This window comes from Klebsiella sp. CN_Kp075, from assembly GCF_040065055.2.
Taxonomy (GTDB): domain Bacteria; phylum Pseudomonadota; class Gammaproteobacteria; order Enterobacterales; family Enterobacteriaceae; genus Klebsiella; species Klebsiella aerogenes.
In genome coordinates this window covers 2885955-2906564 of sequence record NZ_CM198050.1, presented here as the reverse complement: position 1 = coordinate 2906564, position 20610 = coordinate 2885955, and the positions used below count along the sequence as shown (strand labels likewise).

23 protein-coding genes are annotated in these 20610 nt (G+C 53.4%); 11 read left to right on the top strand and 12 right to left on the bottom strand.

Translation table 11 applies throughout. The annotated features are described in order from the left end of the window. Positions 1-383 precede the first annotated feature (383 nt). Positions 384-839: a helix-turn-helix domain-containing protein gene (locus ABLV78_RS13940; RefSeq protein ID WP_047042789.1), complete on the top strand. Its 456-nt coding sequence runs from the start codon at positions 384-386 to the stop codon at positions 837-839. Here ABLV78_RS13940 and ABLV78_RS13935 read toward each other — a convergent pair. Further along, positions 836-1711: a C40 family peptidase gene (locus ABLV78_RS13935; RefSeq protein WP_047042791.1), complete on the bottom strand. Its 876-nt coding sequence runs from the start codon at positions 1709-1711 to the stop codon at positions 836-838. The two genes, ABLV78_RS13940 and ABLV78_RS13935, sit on opposite strands and share 4 nt — an antisense overlap. A 339-nt stretch (positions 1712-2050) precedes the next feature. Here ABLV78_RS13935 and ABLV78_RS13930 point away from each other — a divergent pair, with 339 nt between their 5' ends. Next, a complete protein-coding gene (locus tag ABLV78_RS13930) occupies positions 2051-2398 on the top strand; it encodes a Grx4 family monothiol glutaredoxin (protein ID WP_045392486.1) in 348 nt (115 codons plus the stop codon). Between the two features lie 52 nt (positions 2399-2450). Here ABLV78_RS13930 and rnt read toward each other — a convergent pair whose 3' ends face one another. The 4 genes from rnt to ABLV78_RS13910 all read right to left on the bottom strand — a co-directional run bounded on the left by rnt (position 2451) and on the right by ABLV78_RS13910 (position 5599). Then, positions 2451-3095 carry a ribonuclease T gene (rnt, locus tag ABLV78_RS13925; protein WP_045392483.1) on the bottom strand — a complete coding sequence of 215 codons (645 nt, stop codon included), beginning with the start codon at positions 3093-3095 and terminating at the stop codon, positions 2451-2453. Between the two features lie 266 nt (positions 3096-3361). Continuing rightward, positions 3362-3769 (bottom strand): lactoylglutathione lyase, encoded by a 408-nt coding sequence (gene gloA, locus ABLV78_RS13920; RefSeq protein WP_045373539.1) that lies wholly within the window; start codon positions 3767-3769, stop codon positions 3362-3364. 79 nt (positions 3770-3848) lie between these two features. Beyond that, positions 3849-4946 (bottom strand): alkene reductase, encoded by a 1098-nt coding sequence (locus ABLV78_RS13915; RefSeq protein ID WP_015366875.1) that lies wholly within the window; start codon positions 4944-4946, stop codon positions 3849-3851. 53 nt (positions 4947-4999) lie between these two features. Then, positions 5000-5599 (bottom strand): TetR/AcrR family transcriptional regulator, encoded by a 600-nt coding sequence (locus ABLV78_RS13910; protein ID WP_045392477.1) that lies wholly within the window; start codon positions 5597-5599, stop codon positions 5000-5002. A gap of 134 nt (positions 5600-5733) precedes the next feature. On the opposite strand from ABLV78_RS13910, the gene ABLV78_RS13905 reads away from it, so the two are divergent. The 3 genes from ABLV78_RS13905 (at position 5734) to sodC (ending at position 7513) form a co-directional block, all read left to right on the top strand. Beyond that, positions 5734-5976 carry a DUF1289 domain-containing protein gene (locus ABLV78_RS13905; RefSeq protein ID WP_161801910.1) on the top strand — a complete coding sequence of 81 codons (243 nt, stop codon included), beginning with the start codon at positions 5734-5736 and terminating at the stop codon, positions 5974-5976. A 48-nt stretch (positions 5977-6024) separates the two neighbouring features. After that, positions 6025-6921 carry an aldo/keto reductase gene (locus ABLV78_RS13900; RefSeq protein ID WP_045392474.1) on the top strand — a complete coding sequence of 299 codons (897 nt, stop codon included), beginning with the start codon at positions 6025-6027 and terminating at the stop codon, positions 6919-6921. A gap of 70 nt (positions 6922-6991) precedes the next feature. Then, a complete protein-coding gene (gene sodC / locus ABLV78_RS13895; RefSeq protein WP_015366871.1) occupies positions 6992-7513 on the top strand; it encodes a superoxide dismutase [Cu-Zn] SodC in 522 nt (173 codons plus the stop codon). On the opposite strand, the gene ABLV78_RS13890 is transcribed toward sodC, so the two are convergent. The 3 genes from ABLV78_RS13890 to ABLV78_RS13880 are packed head-to-tail and all read right to left on the bottom strand — an operon-like array spanning position 7506 to position 10673. Continuing rightward, positions 7506-9530: an FUSC family protein gene (locus ABLV78_RS13890; RefSeq protein ID WP_015705224.1), complete on the bottom strand. Its 2025-nt coding sequence runs from the start codon at positions 9528-9530 to the stop codon at positions 7506-7508. The two genes, sodC and ABLV78_RS13890, sit on opposite strands and share 8 nt — an antisense overlap. After that, positions 9530-10426, bottom strand: a complete 897-nt coding sequence (locus ABLV78_RS13885) for an efflux RND transporter periplasmic adaptor subunit (RefSeq protein ID WP_045392466.1) — start codon at positions 10424-10426, stop codon at positions 9530-9532. Before ABLV78_RS13885 ends, ABLV78_RS13890 begins: the two co-directional genes overlap by 1 nt. Before the next feature lie 10 nt (positions 10427-10436). Continuing rightward, positions 10437-10673 (bottom strand): DUF1656 domain-containing protein, encoded by a 237-nt coding sequence (locus tag ABLV78_RS13880; protein WP_015366868.1) that lies wholly within the window; start codon positions 10671-10673, stop codon positions 10437-10439. A gap of 172 nt (positions 10674-10845) precedes the next feature. On the opposite strand from ABLV78_RS13880, the gene slyA reads away from it, so the two are divergent. After that, positions 10846-11286: a transcriptional regulator SlyA gene (gene slyA, locus ABLV78_RS13875; RefSeq protein ID WP_020078997.1), complete on the top strand. Its 441-nt coding sequence runs from the start codon at positions 10846-10848 to the stop codon at positions 11284-11286. Between the two features lie 37 nt (positions 11287-11323). Here the strand turns inward: slyA and ABLV78_RS13870 are convergent, their stop codons facing one another. After that, complete coding sequence (locus ABLV78_RS13870) at positions 11324-12679, bottom strand: sensor domain-containing diguanylate cyclase (protein ID WP_047042794.1); 1356 nt, start codon at positions 12677-12679, stop codon at positions 11324-11326. A gap of 222 nt (positions 12680-12901) precedes the next feature. Next, a complete protein-coding gene (slyB, locus tag ABLV78_RS13865; protein WP_045392464.1) occupies positions 12902-13369 on the bottom strand; it encodes an outer membrane lipoprotein SlyB in 468 nt (155 codons plus the stop codon). A 264-nt stretch (positions 13370-13633) separates the two neighbouring features. Between slyB and anmK the strand changes: the two genes are divergently transcribed. The 5 genes from anmK (at position 13634) to pdxY (ending at position 18209) form a co-directional block, all read left to right on the top strand. After that, a complete protein-coding gene (gene anmK, locus ABLV78_RS13860; RefSeq protein ID WP_045392462.1) occupies positions 13634-14758 on the top strand; it encodes an anhydro-N-acetylmuramic acid kinase in 1125 nt (374 codons plus the stop codon). An 85-nt stretch (positions 14759-14843) separates the two neighbouring features. Next, positions 14844-15173 (top strand): C-type lysozyme inhibitor, encoded by a 330-nt coding sequence (gene mliC / locus ABLV78_RS13855; protein WP_161801899.1) that lies wholly within the window; start codon positions 14844-14846, stop codon positions 15171-15173. 57 nt (positions 15174-15230) lie between these two features. Next, positions 15231-15887, top strand: a complete 657-nt coding sequence (gene pdxH, locus ABLV78_RS13850; protein WP_045392565.1) for a pyridoxamine 5'-phosphate oxidase — start codon at positions 15231-15233, stop codon at positions 15885-15887. Between the two features lie 125 nt (positions 15888-16012). Further along, positions 16013-17287: a tyrosine--tRNA ligase gene (tyrS, locus tag ABLV78_RS13845; RefSeq protein WP_045392458.1), complete on the top strand. Its 1275-nt coding sequence runs from the start codon at positions 16013-16015 to the stop codon at positions 17285-17287. A 61-nt stretch (positions 17288-17348) separates the two neighbouring features. After that, a complete protein-coding gene (gene pdxY, locus ABLV78_RS13840; protein WP_015366860.1) occupies positions 17349-18209 on the top strand; it encodes a pyridoxal kinase PdxY in 861 nt (286 codons plus the stop codon). 37 nt (positions 18210-18246) lie between these two features. Here the strand turns inward: pdxY and gstA are convergent, their stop codons facing one another. Both gstA and dtpA read right to left on the bottom strand, forming a co-directional pair. Further along, positions 18247-18852: a glutathione transferase GstA gene (gstA, locus tag ABLV78_RS13835; RefSeq protein WP_045392456.1), complete on the bottom strand. Its 606-nt coding sequence runs from the start codon at positions 18850-18852 to the stop codon at positions 18247-18249. A 108-nt stretch (positions 18853-18960) separates the two neighbouring features. Beyond that, positions 18961-20466, bottom strand: a complete 1506-nt coding sequence (dtpA, locus tag ABLV78_RS13830; RefSeq protein ID WP_015366858.1) for a dipeptide/tripeptide permease DtpA — start codon at positions 20464-20466, stop codon at positions 18961-18963. Between the last annotated feature and the right edge of the window lie 144 nt (positions 20467-20610).

Sequence of the window (20610 nt, the reverse complement as noted above, 5' to 3'; positions counted from 1 at the left end):
TTACATGTTATTGTGTTGAGAATGTTAACATTTGCTGAAGTCAGTTAAAAGACTTACAACAACAAAGGTTATTCATTGCTAACGCGACTGATTAAGCCTTCGCCAGTCTGGCGCATGGCGAGCGATGTGATTCGCAAATTCCCCATCGACGCGCCTGCCTACGACTAAAACGCTTCGTATCTTCACCGCCTGTTATCTTTTAGAACGCTATAAAACATTAGCTTGCGAGCATTATGCGTAATGGGAATGACTTTCATGCCCAATAATCATTAGGATTAATTTTAATTGTATGACAAATATAATTATCTCTGCAGGCAACGGACCTCGGAGTAAGAAATCGTTATTGAACAAGCATAAAGCTCATAATTGATGGATGAAAAGAGATGGCGCACAAACATGAAATGGTCAGTGGACATATCATTCCGATCGTCATAGATATTATCGAATGGATCGAAGACAACATTTTTACCGCGCTCCCCGTTACCGCGATCTCGCGAAAATCGGGTTATTCGCACTGGTACTTTCAGCGTCAGTTCGCGCTGATTACCGGTTATACGCTGGGAACGTATGTGAGCCGACGCAAAATGACCATTGCCGCCGGCATTCTCAAACAGACGAAGGATTCGGCACTGAGTATCTCATTGCTGCTCGGGTTTGAAGGCCAGGCGACATTCTGCCGTACTTTCCGTCGTCATTTTGGTATGTCGCCGACCAGTTATCGCCGTCACCCCGCGCAACTGGAGGAGCGTATGCAGTATCCGCTGAATCTGCAAGAGGAGGGGAATATACAGAAGAACGGTATGCCGCCGCAGCGGCAAACCGGGATCGGCGTTTCTTAACGAATGGTTTTTGGCGTCATCACGCGGCGCGCGCCGACGTAGTGGCGAACCCAATAATCTTCGCTTAAAGAGGTTATCTGGATGTCACGGCCGGTACGCGGCGACTGGATAAACTTTCCGTTTCCAACGTAAACGCCAACGTGGTCGGCGGTGCCGCGTCCGCGGGTGCGGAAGAAGACCAGGTCGCCGCTTTGCAGTTCATCGCGGTCAACCGGGCGGGCATCGCGCAGGTGATACATTTCGTTAGCGGTGCGCGGAATATGAATTTTAACCAGATCTTTATAGGCGTAATAAACTAGCCCGCTACAGTCAAAACCGGTGCGCGGAGAGGAGCCTCCCCAGCGGTAAGGCTTGCCTAGCTGATCCATGAGTTTATTCATCGCGGTGCTTTGCGCTTTTTGCACCCGGGCTTTGTGCGCATCGGCAATCGTCAGATTCGGTTCATCGGCAACAGGTTTACAGCGCTTTTTGTAGCCTTTACGCACTACGCATTTGCTTTTTACGCTGTTCAACGCCAGCGTCGTTGCTTCGCTGGATGTTACCGTTTTCGCACACTGCTTTTTATAACCTTTGCGCAACACGCATTTTTTGGTGGCGCCGGCGGCTTGACGATTAAGTGCGGTTTGGCTTGCTGCGGTAGTACGGGTAGGGTGCTTTGCGCTTGAGGTTTTTTTACGGGTAGTTTTAGCGGTGGATTTGGATTTATTCTGTGCCGCTTTCTTCTTACGCTCGGCGGTGGAGCCTTTCGCCGGATGCGCCTTCGGCGTAGCCGAAGCGTGCGTATGCCCTGAAGCATGCGCCAATGGCGTAAGCGAGATAGATGTAAACAGTAATGCACAGAGCGATATCGCGATTTTATTGAGCCGCGCCACTGAGCAATCCCCTGATTAAATTACAGACATATACCAATGCCTGACGGTGAATGACAAACCGGAATGATTCTAAAGCATAAAAAGCCAGAAAGTTAATACTCTTTTGTATCTAAAATGTCGTTTGGTTAACGATTGCAAAAAAATAAGTCAGAGAATCGCCGACCCGTACAGAAAGTGCGCAATTCGCCTCGCGGCGGCGTTACAAAGTGATATTTTTAAGGCAACTTCAGACGACAGAAGATAAAATGTGGCGAGTGAAAAAAATGTTATTATCGGTCCTGCGTCCAGGACGCTACAATGACAAATTACTGCCGTAAAGATGTTTAAGGAAGCACGACAATGAGCACCACTTTAGAAACGATCCAACGTCAAATCGCTGAAAACCCAATTCTGCTGTACATGAAAGGCTCTCCGAAGCTGCCGAGCTGCGGTTTCTCCGCTCAGGCAGTGCAGGCGCTTTCCGCTTGCGGCGAACGTTTTGCCTACGTAGACATCCTGCAGAACCCGGATATTCGCGCTGAACTGCCGAAATACGCTAACTGGCCGACCTTCCCGCAGCTGTGGGTTGACGGCGAACTGGTTGGCGGTTGCGACATCATCATCGAAATGTATCAGCGCGGCGAACTGCAGCAGCTGATTAAAGAAACGGCTGCCAAGCACAGCGCTGACGAGCCGAAAGCAGAGTAATTCTTCGCTGCAAAGAAAAAGCGACTTCCCCGGAAGTCGCTTTTTTTATGGCTTATGCTTCGATCGGCGCTAGCGGCCAGCCGCCAAGGCGCTTCCAGCGGTTGACGATTTCGCAGAATAGCTGGGCGGTTTGCTCGGTATCGTACAACGCGGAATGGGCCTTACTGCCGTCAAACTCCATTCCTGCGGCGATGCAGGCTTTAGATAATACGGTTTGCCCTAAGGCCAGCCCGCTCAGCGCGGCGGTATCGAAGGTCACGAAAGGGTGGAACGGATTGCGTTTCAACCCGGCGCGCTCGGCGGCGGCCATCGTGAAGCTGTGATCGAAAGTCGCGTTATGCGCCACCATTATCGCCCGGCTGCAATCGCTCTCTTTCATCCCTTTGCGGACCATCTTAAAAATAGCGTGCAGCGCATCGTATTCGCTTATCGCGCCGCGTTCAGGATCGTTTGGGTTAATTCCATTGAAAGCCAGCGCTTCTGGCTGCAGGTTGGCCCCTTCGAAGGGAGCCACGTGAAAATGCAGCGTTTCGTCCGGCATTAGCCAGCCCTGCTCATCCATCTTCAACGTAATAGCGGCGATCTCCAGCAGGGCGTCGGTTTTGGCATTAAACCCGGCGGTCTCAACATCAATCACCACTGGGTAAAAACCGCGAAAACGGCCGCACAGACCATTAAGTTGAGCGTTCTCGGACATCAGATTCTCTTAGCTGGAAAAAAGTAGCGCGCATTATGGCAAATTTTGCCGCGGCTTGCAGCAGGAAGGGAGAAAACATCGGGCGCGAACGCGCCCGATGAAATTGATGATAAACGTCATGCAATCAGTGGGATTTCAGATTGCATTAGACAAATAACAAGGAAAATCAATTTATTGATTTTCGGCTGATAACCACAAAGAAGGAAAAACCACGCTGTTTCCTTCTTTGTCAGCAGCCTGACGGGCGCGAATGCGCCCGAATTAACTTAGTTGCCGAGACCTTTTCCGGCATCTTTCTCTTCGATCAGCTCAATTTTGTAGCCGTCCGGATCTTCAACAAAAGCGATAACCGTGCTGCCGCCTTTCACCGGACCTGCCTCGCGAGTGACATTGCCGCCGTTCTGACGAATACGTTCGCAGGCTTCCGCCGCGTTATCGACGCTCAGCGCAATGTGGCCATAGGCGGTACCGAGCTCGTAGCTATCAACGCCCCAGTTATAGGTCAGTTCGATAACCGCGGTATCGCTCTCTTCGCCGTAGCCGACGAAAGCCAGCGAGTATTTGTACTCAGGGTTTTCGCTGGTACGCAGCAGCTTCATGCCCAGCACGTTGGTATAAAACTCAATAGAACGTTGCAGGTCGCCAACGCGCAGCATGGTGTGAAGTAAGCGCATAATTTCCCCTATGCAGTTTGTTTTGATACATCAGAGTCTTGAGTATAGCGGCGATGGTACGCCGCTATCAATGGAGGGATTACAGGGTTGGATAATCGGTATAACCTTCCGCGCCGCCGCCGTAGAAGCTTTCCGGGCGCTGCGGGTTCAGCGCCGCTTTCTTCTGCAGACGCGCCACCAGATCCGGGTTGGCGATGTAATCGCGGCCAAAGGCCACGGCATCGATCAGTCCTTTATTGATAAGGTCGTTGGCTTTCTCCACCGTGTAGGCGCCAGCACCGATAATCGCGCCCGGGAAACGATCGCGAACTTTCTGGCGGAATTCGTCGCTATACGGTTGACCGCCGGCCCAGTCTGGTTCGGACATATGCAGATAAGCGATACCGCGTTTCGCCAGTTGCTCAATAAGATAGAGCGCATCGGCTTCCTCGTTCGGGCCGTTATCGACGTTCTGGAAACTACCGATTGGCGACACGCGAATGCCGATACGGTCGGCGCTCCACTCTTTGCTGACGGCATCGACCACTTCCAGCACCAGACGGGCGCGGTTTTCAACGCTACCGCCGTACTGGTCGGTACGCTGGTTAGAAGAAGGCGACAGGAACTGGTGCAGCAGATAACCGTGCGCGGAGTGCAGCTCTACCAGATCGAAACCCACATCGCGGGCATTGCCTACCGCCTGACGGAAGTCATCAACGATGCCTGGGATTTCGTCCGTTTCCAGCGCGCGCGGCATCGATGTATCGACGCGAATGGCATGACCGTTTTCATCACGCAGCGAAGTACGCGTGCCTGCGCTCAGCGCCGATGGCGCAACCGGCGCGGCGCCGCCTGGCTGCAGACTGTTATGAGAAATACGCCCGGTGTGCCACAGTTGCACGGCGATATGACCGTTTTCAGCATGTACGCCAGCGGTGATTTTTTGCCATGCGGCCATTTGCTCTGCGCTATGCAGGCCCGGCGCGCCGGCATAGCCTTTCGCCTGGGCGGAAATTTGCGTCGCTTCGGTGATAATCAGGCCGGAGCTGGCGCGCTGACGATAGTACTCAGCCATCAGCGGAGTAGGGATGTCGCCAGGCTCGATGCTGCGCAGACGGGTCAGCGGAGCCATAAATACGCGGTTAGGTACGGTCACCGCACCGACTTTTAACGGGCTGAACAATTTAGATTCTGACATAATGACTCCTGAGTAGACCGGTCGTCTTGTAACTGGTTAAATAAAAACGCCTGTTAAACCGCAGGCGCTGCAATGATCTGTTTGGCGTGAGCAAGGGCGCTTTCCAGCGGCGTTGCGCTACGCGTAATTTTGGCCTGTAAATTGGCCCCCAACCACAACGAGTACAGCACCTGTGAAAGGGTAATTGCTTCCCCCTCAAACAGCAGGCTACCCTCCAGGCGGCCTTTTTCCAGCGCTTCGCCCAACAGGGCGATAATCTGGCTGGCGCCTTTATCCATGGCGGTACGCATATCTTCCGACAAGTCACACACCTCTGCCGACAGCTTCACGGTTAAGCAACCGCTGATAATACCCTGTTGGCAAAACTGATTCAGCGTGTGCTGATAGTAGGCCAGCAGTCGGTCGCGGTAGTTGCCTTCGCCATGGTCAAAGTGGTCAACCAGGCGCTGCAGATAGCCGGTGTAGTGATGTTCAAGCAACGCGACGCCGAAGGCTTCTTTTGAGCGAAAGTAGTGATAGAAAGAGCCTTTCGGCACTTCCGCGGTTTTCAGAAGTTCACTTAAGCCCATTCCGGTAAAACCACGATGCATGCATAGTTGTTCGCCGGTGACGAGGATGTGTTCTCGGGTATCGCATTCGCTGTGTCTGTTCATGGGGCACACTGTAGTAGACCGATTGGTCTAATGCAAGCAAAATGATCATTCTGCGAGGATAACAAACCAACAAAAGTTGCGCGCGAGCGGCAGAGCGTCTTCAATGAGAGACAGAGAGAATAAACGGGAGAGCGGTGGTGGCAGAGCAGCTTGAGTTTTTCCCGGTACAGAGTCCGTGCCGGGGAATATGTCAGTCCGATGAACGCGGTTATTGTCGCGGCTGTTTTCGTAGCCGTGATGAGCGCTTCAATTGGCAAAAGCTGAGCGATGCGCAAAAACAAGAGGTCCTGCGTCTGTGCCGCCAGCGTTTACTGCGTAAAATTCGCGCGGCTAAGCAGGCGCCCGCGGAAGAACCGCAGCAACCCTCACTGTTTTGAAGACAAATATGCGTATACTCAGAACACTTTTTTGTCGAGGAAGCGTTTATGGTTCAGCGTATTGCTATGGCTCCGCAGGGGCCGGAATTTTCACGTTTTGTTATGGGTTACTGGCGGCTAATGGACTGGAAAATGTCCACAGACGCGTTGGTTGGTTTCATTGAGCAGCACCTGGATCTAGGAATTACTACCGTCGACCACGCCGATATCTACGGCGATTACCAGTGTGAAGCCGCTTTTGGCGAAGCGATGAAGCGAGCGCCGCACCTGCGTAGCCGTATGGAAATCGTTAGCAAGTGTGGGATTGCGACTAAAGCGCGTGCGGAAAATACCATTGGTCACTATATCACCGATCGCGACCACATCATTCTTAGCGCCGAACAATCGCTGCGCAATCTGGCGACCGATCATCTCGATTTACTGCTGATTCATCGCCCGGATCCGCTGATGGATGCCGACGAAGTCGCAGAGGCTTTCCTCGCGCTACATCATAGTGGGAAAGTGCGCCACTTTGGCGTATCTAACTTTACGCCGGCGCAGTTTACGCTATTACAATCGCGTCTGCCTTTCACCCTGGCTACTAACCAGGTCGAGATCTCACCGGTACATCAGCCTCTATTGCTTGACGGTACCCTCGATCAGCTCCAGCAGTTGCGCATTCGACCGATGGCCTGGTCGTGTCTCGGCGGCGGACGCCTGTTCAATGACGAGAGCTTCCAACCGCTGCGCGACGAGCTGGCGCAAATTGCCCAGGAGCTCAATGCAGATAGCATTGAGCAAGTCGTCTATGCGTGGGTGCTGCGCCTGCCGTCGAAACCGCTGCCGATTATCGGCTCGGGCAAAATCGAGCGCGTGCGCTCGGCGATTGTGGCGGAAAAACTGCCTATGACGCGCCAGCAGTGGTTCCGCATTCGTAAAGCGGCGCTGGGTTACGACGTTCCTTAAACCATCTTACGCCTCCGGATGCCGCTACCTGGTTTACACTTATCAGGGATACAGCCAATCCGGAGGTGTTATGCAACGATGTTTACTCGCTATTTTCACTCTCGCATTTTGCGCTGGCGCGCAGGCCGCCAGTGAAGATGTCTCCCTTAATCTTGTCACCAGCCAGAGCGTTGGCCAGGCCGTCGGTAGCGTTAAAATTACTGAAACCGACAGAGGCCTTGAATTTACTCCTGATTTACGCGCGCTTCCGCCGGGCAAACACGGTTTTCATATCCACGCTGAGGGAAGCTGCCAGCCGGCGATAAAAGACGGTAAAGCGGTCGCCGCCGGCGCGGCGGGCGGTCATTTCGATCCGCAACATACCGGTAAGCATGAAGGGCCGCTGGGCGCAGGGCATCTTGGCGATCTTCCACTGCTGGTGGTCAACGACGATGGGGTGGCTAACCAACCGGTTATTGCCCCGCGCCTGAAAACGCTCGCGGAAGTGAAGGGCAAAGCGCTGATGGTTCATGTCGGCGGCGATAATATGGCCGATAGCCCGCAGCCGCTGGGCGGCGGCGGCGAGCGTTTTGCCTGCGGGGTGATTAAGTAGTCCGTTCGGTAATGGTGCCGGCAATTGGCGCCTGTTCCAGCTGCGATAGCGAGCAGTATAACCGCCAGATTATCGCCGCCAGCTCTTTAGCCGCCGGCTGATGATGATGGTTAAGGGTATCGCAGATCCGCTGCAACTCCAGCAACGTCGAGGCAAGTGGACGTTGCTGGACGCCGCGTTCGCTCATGACGTCGCGAAGCAGGCTGATACACAAGTCGCGTACTTGTGAGAGGGGGTCTGAACGTGTCTCCCAATCACGTAGTTGCCACACGACATGCGAGCAGTTGAGCAGCACTACGCCCCAGCGCAGCAGCCAACGTCGCGCCAGCGCGTCCTGGCTGCTGCTCAACTGGCTAATGTGGTGATACACCAGAGACTCAAATTCGTGCTCGCTATGCTGCGGGCGGCGGCTCAACTGATCGACAAAGTGACGCCGTAACGCACGGATATGGCGGCGACTTTTCCGCGCATCTGAGCCGGGACTGATAACCGCAAAGGCAAGCCACGCCAGACCAACACCGATAATTTTGCCGAGATTATCATTAAGAAACGAGGCAAAGTCATAAACCGGAGGGTTGGTGACCGAAATAAACGATCCCATAAAGACGATTAACTGCCCCCATAGCCCAGCGAACTTCGGCATCTGGAGTTTCAATAACTGCATGGTGGTGAGCAGCGGGAACAGAAACAGTAAAAACTGCCACAGGTCGGTTATCTGCACCATTAAGCCAAACTTCACCACAAAACTGAACAGCGACAACAGCACCAGGGTACGCATCAATAAGGTGAGCGATTTAAATGGCGACGGCGATATTGAGTAGAGTACGCAGCTAATGGCGGCGAGGGTGAGCGCGGCGGCGCAGGCCTGCCATTGGGTGCTGATACCCCAGGCGCCCACGGCCACCAGCGCGCAGAAGGTACGTAAGCCGTTCCATAACGCTTCAGCCTGATCGGTATGACGCGACAGCGCCGGCGCCGAAGGGACGTTAAACTCGGTGATAGCGCTGGCGTTCTCGATGCGGCGGATCCAGCGGCTGCTTTCGAGATAGATACGACAGAAATAACGCAGCCGTTTCCAGAACGCCAGATGGCGATAGTCGGCGTTAGGGCCGGGGGCCAGCGGTACCAGAATCCGCGCCACGCTATAAACATTTGCGTGCGGATTGGCGAGCTCGCTGAGTAGCGTTTCGAGCACCGCTCGCGTATTGCCAGGCGCATCCGGCCAGTTCAATAACATTCTTCGCAGGCTGGAGATGACGCTGGTCATTCGCAACTGCTGATGAAGCAGATAATTCAGCAAGGGATTCTGCCGTCTGAAACGGTAGTGGCTCCAGAAGGCCTGGATACGCAGCAAATTCATGGTCAGGATCTGGCCGATGACGCTTTCATGGGCGCTACGAATCGCATCGGTGGTTTCCGGCACCCACAGCAGGCTGGCATGCTCTAATAGCCGGGAATGCATATTCTTCAGTGCCGTCAGCAGCGTGACGCCATCTGAGGTACTGGGCAGGATCATCATCATGAACCCGCCGGACAATATCCCCACAATCACTTCACAAACTCGCGACTGAGCGATAGTCCACAGTTCATTCGCGTCGGCAACATTAATAACCGGGAAGGCGATAATTGCGCAGGTATAGCCTGCCAGTTGAAAAGCGTAGGCGACGTTATTGGTGAACATCGCGCAGGCCCAGGTACAGAGCGCAATCCAGGCTGAAATACTGAACAAGAATAGCCACGGGTCGTTAAGGGTATGGCCGGCCAACAGCAGGGCGGCGCAGGCGCCGAGCAGGCTGCCGGCGATACGGCCAAAGCTCTTGCTGATAACGCCGCCAACGGTCGGGAAGCTGACGACCGCGGCGGAGGTCATTGCCCAGTAGGGCTCATCAAGATCCAGCGCATAGGCGATGCTAAGCGCCAGACACATCGCAATGCCGTTGCGTAACGCGTAGCGCCATTGCGGACGGCTGGCTTTAAACCACGGCAGTGATTGCCAGCGCAGAGCCTGCAGCTTCATTACTGTCCGCCAATCGATACGGTGCAAGTGGTACCTGAAACCAGCGTGACGTCCGCAGGCAGCTTATCGAACTCAATACGTACCGGTACGCGTTGCGCGAGGCGTACCCATGGAATGTTGGGTTTAATATTAGCGACCAGCGCCGAACCGCCTTCGACGCTCTGATCAACGATGGCGCGGCCGATGCTGGAAACGTGACCCTGTAACGTTTGTTTGCTGCTATAGAGAACGACCTGAGCGCTAGCGCCTTCGCGGATGTGACGCAGTTTGGTCTCTTCAAAATAACCCAGGACATAAAAAGAATGACTATCAACCAACGCAAATACCGGGTGGCCGACGGAGGCGTAATCTCCGACCCGCGTTGACAAATTAGTGATCCAGCCATCAACCGGCGCTTTGACCTCGGTTTGCGTCAGCTGCCACTGCGCATGTTCCAGCGCGGCTTGCGCCACGCCAACCACCGCTTTAGCCGCCTCATAAGTGGTATTGGCGGTATTCAAAGCGGTATTAACGGTTTCCATATCTTCAGCGGAGATGAAGTTTTGCGAAAGACTGCGGCGGCGAGTAACGTCGCTGGCGGCCTTGGTTTGCTCGGCTTTGGCTTTTGCCAGTTCCGCTTTGGCTTTTGCCAACTGCGCCTGAGCGTTTAAAACCGCAATGCGATAGGGGGTATCGTCAATGCGGAACAAAACGTCGCCGGCTTTGACCAACTGGTTGTCTTTAACATTCAACTGCAAAATACTGCCGGAAACCTGAGGCGTAATGCCGACCTGTTCGGCGCGAATTTTGCCATCCCGCGTCCATGGTGACTGAGTGTAGTAATTCCATACCAGCCAGGCGGCGATAATCGCAATAGCGGCAATAATTAAGGTTGAGAGATATTTTAGTTTCTTCATGAAATGAGCATCACAAGAGAGTCAGGAGAACCAGCGCCAGGCAAACGGCCAGCGCAAACAGGGAAAGGTCCATCAGCAGGGGATGCCAGATTTCGCCGGCGTACATCCAGTCGCGTAGCTGACGATGAACGATTAACCAGATAAAGAAACCAAGCACGACGGCTTTAAATAACGGGGGAAAATAGATAGAAGCGCCGAACACCAGGTCCTGTAGCGACAATCCGGGAGTGTTAAGACTCAGTTTCACAAGCAAAAATCCTTTGCCGTTGCAGGGATAATGTTCTTGGTGATGAATTAGTTCACATTGTAAATCATTGTCTTGAATTTAGTGAATCAAGTAATTCATTTGTTTTGGTAATTTAAATGCTGCACACTATTCTAAAAGCAGTATAATAACTTAGCAAGCTAATTATAAGGAGATGAAATTGGAATCGCCACTTGGTTCTGATCTGGCACGTTTGGTACGCGTTTGGCGCGCGCTGATCGACCATCGCCTAAAACCTCTGGAGTTAACGCAGACGCACTGGGTCACGCTGCATAACATTCATCAGCTACCTCCTGAGCAGTCGCAAATCCAGCTGGCCAAGGCTATTGGTATTGAACAGCCCTCTTTGGTGCGCACGCTGGATCAACTGGAGGAGAAAGGGCTTATTTCTCGCCAGACTTGTGCAAACGATCGCCGGGCGAAACGTATCAAGCTCACGGAAAAGGCGGAACCGCTGATCAACCAAATGGAAGACGTGATCGGCAAAACGCGTGATGAAATCCTTGCGGGTGTATCTAAGCAGGAAGTCGAAACGCTGCTCAACTTAATCCGTAAACTTGAAAACAATATCCTCGATCTTCAGGCAAAAGACTAGCCGGGAAAAGGGCTTTGCGTTCGCAAAGCCCTTTCTCTTATTCCTGCCAGACCACCACGCGATTGCGGCCACCGTTTTTCGCCGCGTACATAGCCGCATCCGCGCGTTTGACGCACTCTTCAGCCCCAATGTTGGAGCTCGAAACGGTGTAGACCCCCATACTAATCGTCATCCGTTCCGGCAGTGATGCCTGCCCGGCGCTGACCATCTGGCGAATTCGCTCGGCTATCGCCAGCGCATCATCAGCATCAGTATTTACCAGCAACAGGGCAAACTCCTCGCCGCCGATACGGGCGGCAATATCCTCACGGCGCACATGAGTTTGTAGTACGCTGGCGGCAAACTGAATTACCTTGTCGCCCTGAACATGGCCGTAGTTGTCATTGATGCGCTTAAAATGATCGAGATCGCTGACGATGACCGATAGCGGTCGTGTTGCTGAAGTCTGCGGTAGCAAACCGCTGAGCGTGTCGTAAAAGTAGCTGCGGTTGTACAGTCTGGTCAGCGGATCGCGGATAGAGTTCTGATACGAATTGATGTATTTGTTGTTAGAGTCGCGATAGAGAATAAAAACGTCACTTAACAGTACGAACAGCATAAATAACGTACTCAAAGTTTCGAACAGGCGCGCCTGATTCCAGGCGATAATATGCTGACTACCTGTCGCTGTGAGTAATACGTTTAGCGTAAATATATAGGCAGCACAGAAAAATGCGCCGCTATACCAGAAGATATTACGTAGCTTGGTTAGTATAACCAATAATATCAACGTAAATACCCAGGCGAAAAATAGCAGCCAGCCCATCCAGTTATGCCATAACGGAGTAAAAGTGCTGGTGATGTCGTCGATAAAATCGATGCTTAATAATGGGCTGTTACTGGAGTGTAACCACGATAAAATAAGAATAGTAGCGCTAAAAATAAAACATCCCGTCAATATTAAAGTATGCGCGCCGGCCGCTTGATTAAGATACTGACGATAGCGGTATATAATAATGGCAGTGATGAACAACACGACCATCAAAATATTACGGAATGAGTAAAAAATCAGCGCGTCATTTTGTTTAACAATATATTCGCTGTTGCACAGTAGCCAGCCGGGATAGCTGCTCAGGGTGCCCAGCATCAGTAAGGCGGAGCTGGCAAAGGCGAAGGCGATAGGCATCAGATAGAGACGGCTTTTATCACACCAATACTTCATGCTCATGAAGCAGGAAATAGTAATGTGAAAAATCATTAATATAATTGTCAGCAAAGGAAAAAGTGGTGATGAAGTCGTAGGGATACGATTAACGACTGAATCAGATAGTATATCAATCGTAATAATTGCCAGGCTGCAGGCGATGATATAAGCGAATAAGCGGTGCGATAATCGATTTAAATTCAGAGGCACAGGTAAACTCCCGCGATAAAAATGGGGGGTAAAAACGACGCGCAGGTCGCTAAATGAGAAAATCCACTTCAGGCTAACGAATTAATTAACGGGGAATATTGCGCAAACGCAAGTTGCCGTGCAGAAATATCAATAATATTGATATATGTATGATGAATGTTTTGGTGGTAAATAATGAATCTGGAGAATTAATGCGGCCAATTAAGGCCGCATTAGAGAGGCTTAACGCGGGGAAACCGTCACTTGACTGCCGCTGCCGGCAATGGCTACGCGCTGACCAACGGAGAACGGGGTGCTGCCCTGTTTCTGAACCACCATGATGGTATTGCCGTCATCTTTGCGGATTTCCAGCTCAACGCCTTGCGTTTTGTTCATCGCGCCCTGTACGCCCTGACCGGCTACGCCGCCGGCAACCGCGCCTGCAGCGGTTGCAAGAGAACGACCGGTGCCGCCGCCAATGGTATTACCAAGGAAGCCACCGAGTACCGCGCCGCCAATCGCGCCGATAGCATTGCTGTCATCGCCGCTTTGGATTTGGACCGCACGGGTATGTACGATGGTACCGTAGGTCACGCTTTGCACCTGCTTGGCTTCTGATGCTGTGTAAACATCGCCAGATAGACCGCTGCTGCTGACGCAACCCGCCAGGGTTAAGCCAATCATCGAGACAGCCAAAACACGTAAAATCATTTATGAATCTCCTGTGTACCAAAAATGTTCCAGTGAACTTCCATGTGGTCAATTATATGGCATTTAAGCGTTCGCTGGCATAGCTTCCTTATGGACTGTTTAAAAATAATAAGGTTCGCTTTAACGACGAATAAACGTAAGTACTTTACCTAACAAATTGTCGCGGCAGAACTATTGTTAAAAAGTATTAGTGCGCCATAGCATTGAACCCTGCTTTATGATGCACTGATGGTTCTGCAAAAGTCATGGAATGAGGGTAGGCGTATGAAATCAGGTCGTTTTATTGGCGTAATGTCTGGCACCAGCCTTGATGGCGTAGATGTCGTTCTGGCGGCGATAAATGAAAACATGGTGGCGCAGCAGGCGAGCCTCTCGTACCCCATCCCGGTCAAACTGAAAGAAGAAATATTAGCGATTTGCCAGGGGCAGCAGCTGACCTTGTCGCAACTGGGGCGTCTGGATACCCGTTTGGGGCGGCTTTTTTCGGATGCAGTATTAGCGCTGATGCGCCAGCAGAACCTTCAGCCTGAAGATGTTGTCGCCATCGGTTGCCATGGTCAGACGGTGTGGCATGAACCGACCGGAGATGCCCCGCACACCATGCAAATAGGCGATAACAACCAGATCGCTGCGCATACCGGCGTGACCGTCGTGGGGGATTTCCGCCGCCGCGATATGGCGCTTGGCGGTCAGGGCGCACCGCTAGTCCCGGCCTTCCATGAGGCTCTGTTGGCGCACCCGGTTGAAAGGCGCATGGTGCTTAACATCGGCGGCATTGCCAACCTCTCGTTGCTGGTTCCGGGGCAGCCGGTACGCGGTTATGACACCGGGCCGGGGAATATGCTGATGGACGCCTGGATCTGGCGTCAGTGCGGTAAACCCTACGATAAAGACGCGCAATGGGCCAGTGAAGGCAAAGTCTTACTACCACTTCTGCAGGATATGTTAAGCGACCCCTGGTTCGCGTTACCCGCGCCGAAGAGCACCGGTCGTGAGTATTTCAACTATGGTTGGCTGGAAAAGCATCTGGCGCGCTATACCCATCTGCGGGGGCAGGATGTTCAGGCCACGCTTACAGAACTGACCGCGGTGTCCATCAGTGAGCAGGTTTTGTTAAGCGGCGGCTGTGAGCGTTTGTTAGTTTGCGGCGGCGGGGCGCGGAATCCGCTGCTGATGGCGCGTCTGGCGGCATTGCTGCCAGGGACTGAAGTCACGACCACCGATGACGCCGGTATCAGCGGCGACGATATGGAAGCGTTGGCTTTTGCGTGGCTGGCGTGGCGTACGCTTGCCGGTCTGCCGGGGAATCTTCCCTCCGTCACCGGCGCCAGCGAAGCGACAATTCTTGGCGCCATCTATCCCGCGAATCGAGCGCAGAATCAGAGTTAACTGAAGTCGCTATTTTTTATTTACCGGTAAACTGGACGAAATTCCGGGAGGGCGGTTTGCTCTCCTGACCGGGAAAGTCGAAGGCATACACATGAAAAAAATTCTTATTGCGGTAGTTCCTTTTATGCTCGCTGGGTGTAGCTATTACAACCAATTCGTTGAACGGATGCAGACCGACACCCTTGAATATCAGTGCGATCAAAAACCGTTGACCGTCCATTTGAACAACGCTCGTCAGCAGGTGAGCTTTATCTATGATAATCAGCAATTAAACCTGACCCAGGGGCTCTCGGCTTCCGGGGCTCGTTATACTGATGGCGTTTATGTGTTCTGGTCGAAAGGCGACAGCGCCACCGTTTATAAACGCGACCGCGCGGTGTTGGATAACTGCCAGTTACAGACCGCGAAACGTTGAGATTTCCGTAGCGGGGGCGCACAATAACGCCACCCTATGACAACGATCTCAATGGTTATGTCTGATAACGACGAATTGCAGCAAATCGCGCATCTGCGCCGTGAATATACCCGTGGCGGCCTTCGTCGCCACGATCTTCCCGCTGAACCCCTGACGTTATTTGAACGTTGGCTGCGTCAGGCCTGCGACGCTAAGCTCGCAGACCCGACGGCGATGGTAGTCGCGACCGTTGATGAAAACGGCCAGCCCTATCAACGCATCGTATTGTTAAAGCACTATGACGAAAAAGGGCTGGTGTTTTATACCAACCTGGGTAGTCGCAAAGCACATCAAATCGAAAAAAATCCCCGTATCAGCCTGCTGTTTCCCTGGCATATGCTGGAACGCCAGGTCATGGTAATAGGTCAGGCAGAACGTCTGTCAACGCTGGAAGTGGTGAAGTATTTCCACAGCCGACCGCGCGATAGCCAGATTGGCGCGTGGGTCTCCCAACAGTCCAGCCGTATCTCCGCTCGTGGGATCCTGGAAAGTAAATTCCTCGAGTTGAAACAGAAATTCCAGCAAGGCGAAGTGCCGTTGCCAAGTTTCTGGGGCGGTTTCCGCGTTAGCATCGAACAAATGGAGTTCTGGCAGGGCGGTGAACATCGTCTGCACGACCGCTTTTTATACCAGCGACAAAATGATGGCTGGCAAATCGACCGTCTGGCGCCATAAAGGACGCAAAATGTTGTTTTAAGCGCTGGTGCTACGTGCTCCGGCGCTTTATTCTATGTACCTTTCGCGTCTGGCGAAAAGTCGTGTACCGGCAAAGGTGCAGTCGTTTATACATGGAGAATTTGATGGCAAGCAGTAACTTGATTAAACAATTGCAAGAGCGGGGGCTGGTAGCCCAGGTGACGGACGAAGAAGCGTTAGCAGAGCGACTGGCGCAAGGCCCGATCGCGCTCTATTGCGGCTTCGATCCTACCGCTGACAGCTTGCACTTGGGGCATCTTGTTCCATTGTTATGCCTGAAACGCTTCCAGCAGGCAGGCCATAAGCCTGTGGCGCTGGTCGGCGGCGCGACCGGTCTGATTGGCGACCCGAGCTTTAAAGCCGCTGAGCGTAAACTCAATACCGAAGATACCGTGCAGCAGTGGGTGGATAAAATCCGTAAACAGGTTGCGCCATTCCTCGATTTCAACTGCGGCGACAACTCGGCGATTGCCGCGAATAACTACGACTGGTTCGGCGGCATGAACGTGCTGACCTTCCTGCGTGATATCGGCAAGCACTTCTCTGTGAACCAGATGATCAACAAAGAAGCGGTGAAGCAGCGTCTGAACCGTGACGATCAGGGGATCTCTTTCACCGAGTTTTCCTATAACCTGCTGCAGGGTTATGACTTTGCTTGCCTGAATAAACTGCACGGCGTGGCGCTGCAAATCGGTGGTTCCGATCAGTGGGGCAACATCACTTCAGGTATCGACCTGACTCGTCGTTTGCACCAGAATCAGGTCTTCGGTTTGACCGTTCCGCTGATCACCAAGGCCGACGGCACCAAGTTCGGTAAAACCGAGGGCGGCGCGGTATGGTTGGATCCGAAGAAAACCAGTCCGTACAAATTCTACCAGTTCTGGATCAACACCGCGGACGCAGACGTTTATCGCTTCCTGAAGTTCTTCACCTTCATGGACATTGCCGAGATCAATGCGCTGGAAGAAGAAGATAAGAACAGCGGTAAAGCTCCGCGCGCGCAGTACGTACTGGCAGAGCAGGTGACGCGTCTGGTCCACGGCGAAGAAGGCCTGGAAGCGGCTAAGCGCATTACCGAAAGCCTGTTCAACGGCAATCTGAGCGACCTGAGCGAAGCGGATTTCGAACAGCTGGCGCAAGACGGCGTGCCAATGATCGAAATGGAAAAGGGCGCCGATCTTCTGCAGGCGCTGGTGGATTCCGAGCTGCAGCCGTCCCGCGGTCAGGCGCGTAAAACCGTAGCCTCCAACGCGGTGACCATTAACGGTGAAAAACAGTCCGATCCGGAATATGTATTCAGCGATAGCGACCGCCTGTTCGGCCGCTACACCTTACTGCGTCGCGGTAAGAAGAATTACTGCCTGGTCTGCTGGAAATAAAAAATAAAACCAGGGCGTGGGAAACCACGCCCTTTTTTCTTTTTAGGGTTGTGGTAAGAAAATGAAGAACATCCTCGCCATTCAGTCTCACGTCGTGTTTGGCCATGCGGGCAACAGCGCCGCTGAATTTCCGATGCGCCGTCTCGGCGCCAACGTCTGGCCCCTCAATACCGTACAGTTCTCCAACCATACGCAATACGGCAAATGGACCGGCTGCGTCATGCCGCCTTCGCATTTGACCGAAATCGTGCAGGGGATTGCCGATATCGATAAGCTGCAGAGCTGCGATGCGGTACTGAGCGGCTATCTTGGTTCCGCCGAGCAGGGCGAACATATTCTCGGCATCGTGCGTCAGGTGAAAGCGGCGAATCCGGCGGCAAAATACTTTTGCGATCCGGTTATGGGGCATCCGGAAAAAGGCTGCATCGTCGCTCCTGGAGTGGCTGAATTCCACGTACGCTATGCGCTGCCGGCCAGTGATATCATCGCGCCGAATCTTGTCGAGCTGGAGATCCTGTGCGGCCATCCGGTGGCCAACGTTGATGAAGCCGTTAGCGCGGCCCGTGAGCTTATAGCGCAAGGGCCTCAGGTAGTGCTGGTGAAGCATCTGGCGCGGGCGGGTATGAGTATGGATCGCTTTGAGATGTTGCTGGTGACGGCGGATGAAGCCTGGCATATCAGCCGCCCGCTGGTCGATTTTGGCAGCCGTCAGCCGGTCGGCGTGGGCGATGTGACCAGCGGCCTGCTGCTGGTTAAGCTACTGCAGGGCGCCAGCCTGCGCGACGCCCTTGAGCACGTCACTGCAGCAGTGTATGAAATCATGCTGGCAACCAAAAATATGCAGGAGTATGAACTGCAGGTGGTGGCGGCGCAGGACCGCATCGCCAAACCGGAACATTACTTCAGCGCAACGCAACTGTAAGCGCGATGGCATGCCCGCTTGCGGGCATGCCGATGATTTACTTCAGACCTTCCGCCGACAGCGCCGCCGCAACGGACGGACGCGCCGCGACATGCGCCATCCAGGCGCCAATATTAGCATAAGCTTCCATATTCAGTTTCACCGCATAGCCCCAGCGCAGGACCGTAAACAGGTAGCCATCGGCGATGGTGAAGCGATGCCCATTCAACCACTGTTTATCCTGTAGCGCCTCATCGACATACTGCAGCTTTTTCTCCAGCAGGGCGCGCACCGTTGGCTTGTAGTCTTCCGGGGTGTCCGGACGGAACAGCGGAGTAAAGCCTTTATGTAGTTCGGTGGCGACGTAATTCAGCCATTCCAGCGTCTGATAGCGGGCAATGGTGCCCACTGGCGCCAGCAGCTGGCGGTCGGGCACGCGGTCGGCAATATACTGCATGATGGCCACACCCTCGGTCAGCAGCACTTCATCGTCAAGCAGCAGCGCGGGAACCTGACCCTTAGGATTAATCAGCAGGTAGTCATCGCCGTTTTCGAGGCGTTTCTTCGCCAGGTCGACGCTATCGATGGTAAAGTCGAGGCCGCTTTCGCGCAGGGCGATATGAGAGGCAAGGGAACAGGCGCCGGGCTTGTAGAACAGTTTCATCAGTAACTCCTCGTGGCTGCAGTTTCCTGTATGTTAGTCCCCCGTGGGGCAAAAAAAAAGCCGCTAACAAACGTTAGCGGCCTAAATTTATTGGTTTTCCCGGAGCATTTAAGCGGTTGCGGTTTCGCGCGCTTTGGCGACAGCGTCGTCATCCAGCGTCATACGGTTTAGCTTCGGCGCGGTCAGCAGCATCAGGAAGGCGATGACTGCGGTCGCGATACCAATTTGCAGGAACACGTGGCCGTAAACATCCAGAGAAACCAGCGGGTCGGTCACGTTTTCCGGTACTGCCATCAGGTTAGCGATTTTACCTGCAATGATGGCGGCGCCTGCGGTGGTCAGGAACCAGCTACCCATGATGAAGCCCATCAGACGTTGCGGTACCAGTTGAGCAACCATCGCCAGTCCGAGGCCGGAAATCATCAGTTCACCGATACTCTGCAGCGCGTAGCTGAGGATCAACCAGTTGACGGAGACGATACCGGCATCGCTGGCGAATTTGGTACCCAGCGGCAGCACCAGGAAAGCGCCGGAGCACAGCACCATACCGATGGCGAACTTATGCGGCATCGGCAGGCGGTCACCCATCTTGTTATAAATCGCGGCCAGAATCGGGCTACCAATCATAATCCAGAACGGGTTCAGCGCCTGATACTGCTCAGGTTCGAACGCGATACCCAGAATCGAGTGCTCAACGTTACGGATCGCGAAGAAGTTCAGCGAGGTTGGCATCTGGCTGTACAGTACGAAGAATACAATCGCTTCAACCATCAGCAGGAAAGCAACGATCATTTTACGACGCGCCGCGCCCTGCAGCGCCATGGCTTCTTTAGCGAAGATGATAACGATGCCCAGTGCAATGACGCCCAGCGCCATACGTGCGATGCCCTGATTGTGCAGCAGCCAGGTGGCAATAGCGACCAGCACTACCACGCCGACGATGGTCGCCAGCAGTTTGCCGACATGTACCGGAGCGAAGTCAGGTTTGGAACCGTACTGTTTAACCCACTTCTGGCAGAAGGCGAAGTTAACCACGGTGATCAACATGCCCACGACGCTCAGCGCGAACGCCACGCTCCAGCCGAACTTCGCTGCCAGCCACGGCGTGGCCAGCATAGAGAAGAAGGAGCCGATATTGACGGACATATAGTACATGGTAAATGCACCGTCCAGACGCGGGTCGTTCTTGTCATAGCAGGTGGAGAGCAGGGAAGACGGGTTAGCTTTGAACAAGCCGTTACCGACGGCGATAGTCGCCATACCCATATAGACGATGGCGGCATCGTGACCGGACCAGGCAACCAGCGCATAGCCGATAGCCAGAACAATCGCGCCAAGCATGATGACGCGTTTGGTGCCAAGCACCTTGTCGCCGAGCCATCCGCCGATAGCGACCAGGCCATAAACCAGTGCACTAAAGGAAGAGAACAGGGTGATAGAATCCGCTTCCGACATACCCAGCTGTTTTACCAGGTAAACGGCCATGATCCCTTGCAGGCCGTAATAACCAAAACGCTCCCATAACTCAATGGAGAAGATGAGATAAAACGCTCTTGGTTGTTTGAAAGCGTTCAAACTCACGCTTTCTGCTGGTTTATTGTTTGCAGTTGACACATATACCTCTTTTTTTACATCCCATATTAACGGGGGCTGTTTGGGGCGCAATCCCGGAGGACCGCCGCCTTTATAGTTATTCTTGGAGGGAAAACGGCAAGTAATGTTCACTATCCTGCCCCATCAGGCAATAGCTTTGTAATA

What these genes read in the sequence shown, in the direction of transcription:
- ABLV78_RS13915 (WP_015366875.1), bottom strand. Translation starts at nt 4,946, where the DNA reads ATGTCAGAATCTAAATTGTTCAGCCCGTTAAAAGTCGGTGCGGTGACC.
- ABLV78_RS13910 (WP_045392477.1), bottom strand. Translation starts at nt 5,599, where the DNA reads ATGAACAGACACAGCGAATGCGATACCCGAGAACACATCCTCGTCACC.
- gloA (WP_045373539.1), bottom strand. Translation starts at nt 3,769, where the DNA reads ATGCGCTTACTTCACACCATGCTGCGCGTTGGCGACCTGCAACGTTCT.
- pdxY (WP_015366860.1), top strand. Translation starts at nt 17,349, where the DNA reads ATGAAGAACATCCTCGCCATTCAGTCTCACGTCGTGTTTGGCCATGCG.
- ABLV78_RS13890 (WP_015705224.1), bottom strand. Translation starts at nt 9,530, where the DNA reads ATGAAGCTGCAGGCTCTGCGCTGGCAATCACTGCCGTGGTTTAAAGCC.
- pdxH (WP_045392565.1), top strand. Translation starts at nt 15,231, where the DNA reads ATGTCTGATAACGACGAATTGCAGCAAATCGCGCATCTGCGCCGTGAA.
- ABLV78_RS13900 (WP_045392474.1), top strand. Translation starts at nt 6,025, where the DNA reads ATGGTTCAGCGTATTGCTATGGCTCCGCAGGGGCCGGAATTTTCACGT.
- gstA (WP_045392456.1), bottom strand. Translation starts at nt 18,852, where the DNA reads ATGAAACTGTTCTACAAGCCCGGCGCCTGTTCCCTTGCCTCTCATATC.
- anmK (WP_045392462.1), top strand. Translation starts at nt 13,634, where the DNA reads ATGAAATCAGGTCGTTTTATTGGCGTAATGTCTGGCACCAGCCTTGAT.
- sodC (WP_015366871.1), top strand. Translation starts at nt 6,992, where the DNA reads ATGCAACGATGTTTACTCGCTATTTTCACTCTCGCATTTTGCGCTGGC.
- tyrS (WP_045392458.1), top strand. Translation starts at nt 16,013, where the DNA reads ATGGCAAGCAGTAACTTGATTAAACAATTGCAAGAGCGGGGGCTGGTA.
- slyB (WP_045392464.1), bottom strand. Translation starts at nt 13,369, where the DNA reads ATGATTTTACGTGTTTTGGCTGTCTCGATGATTGGCTTAACCCTGGCG.
- rnt (WP_045392483.1), bottom strand. Translation starts at nt 3,095, where the DNA reads ATGTCCGAGAACGCTCAACTTAATGGTCTGTGCGGCCGTTTTCGCGGT.
- ABLV78_RS13940 (WP_047042789.1), top strand. Translation starts at nt 384, where the DNA reads ATGGCGCACAAACATGAAATGGTCAGTGGACATATCATTCCGATCGTC.
- ABLV78_RS13930 (WP_045392486.1), top strand. Translation starts at nt 2,051, where the DNA reads ATGAGCACCACTTTAGAAACGATCCAACGTCAAATCGCTGAAAACCCA.
- slyA (WP_020078997.1), top strand. Translation starts at nt 10,846, where the DNA reads ATGAAATTGGAATCGCCACTTGGTTCTGATCTGGCACGTTTGGTACGC.
- ABLV78_RS13885 (WP_045392466.1), bottom strand. Translation starts at nt 10,426, where the DNA reads ATGAAGAAACTAAAATATCTCTCAACCTTAATTATTGCCGCTATTGCG.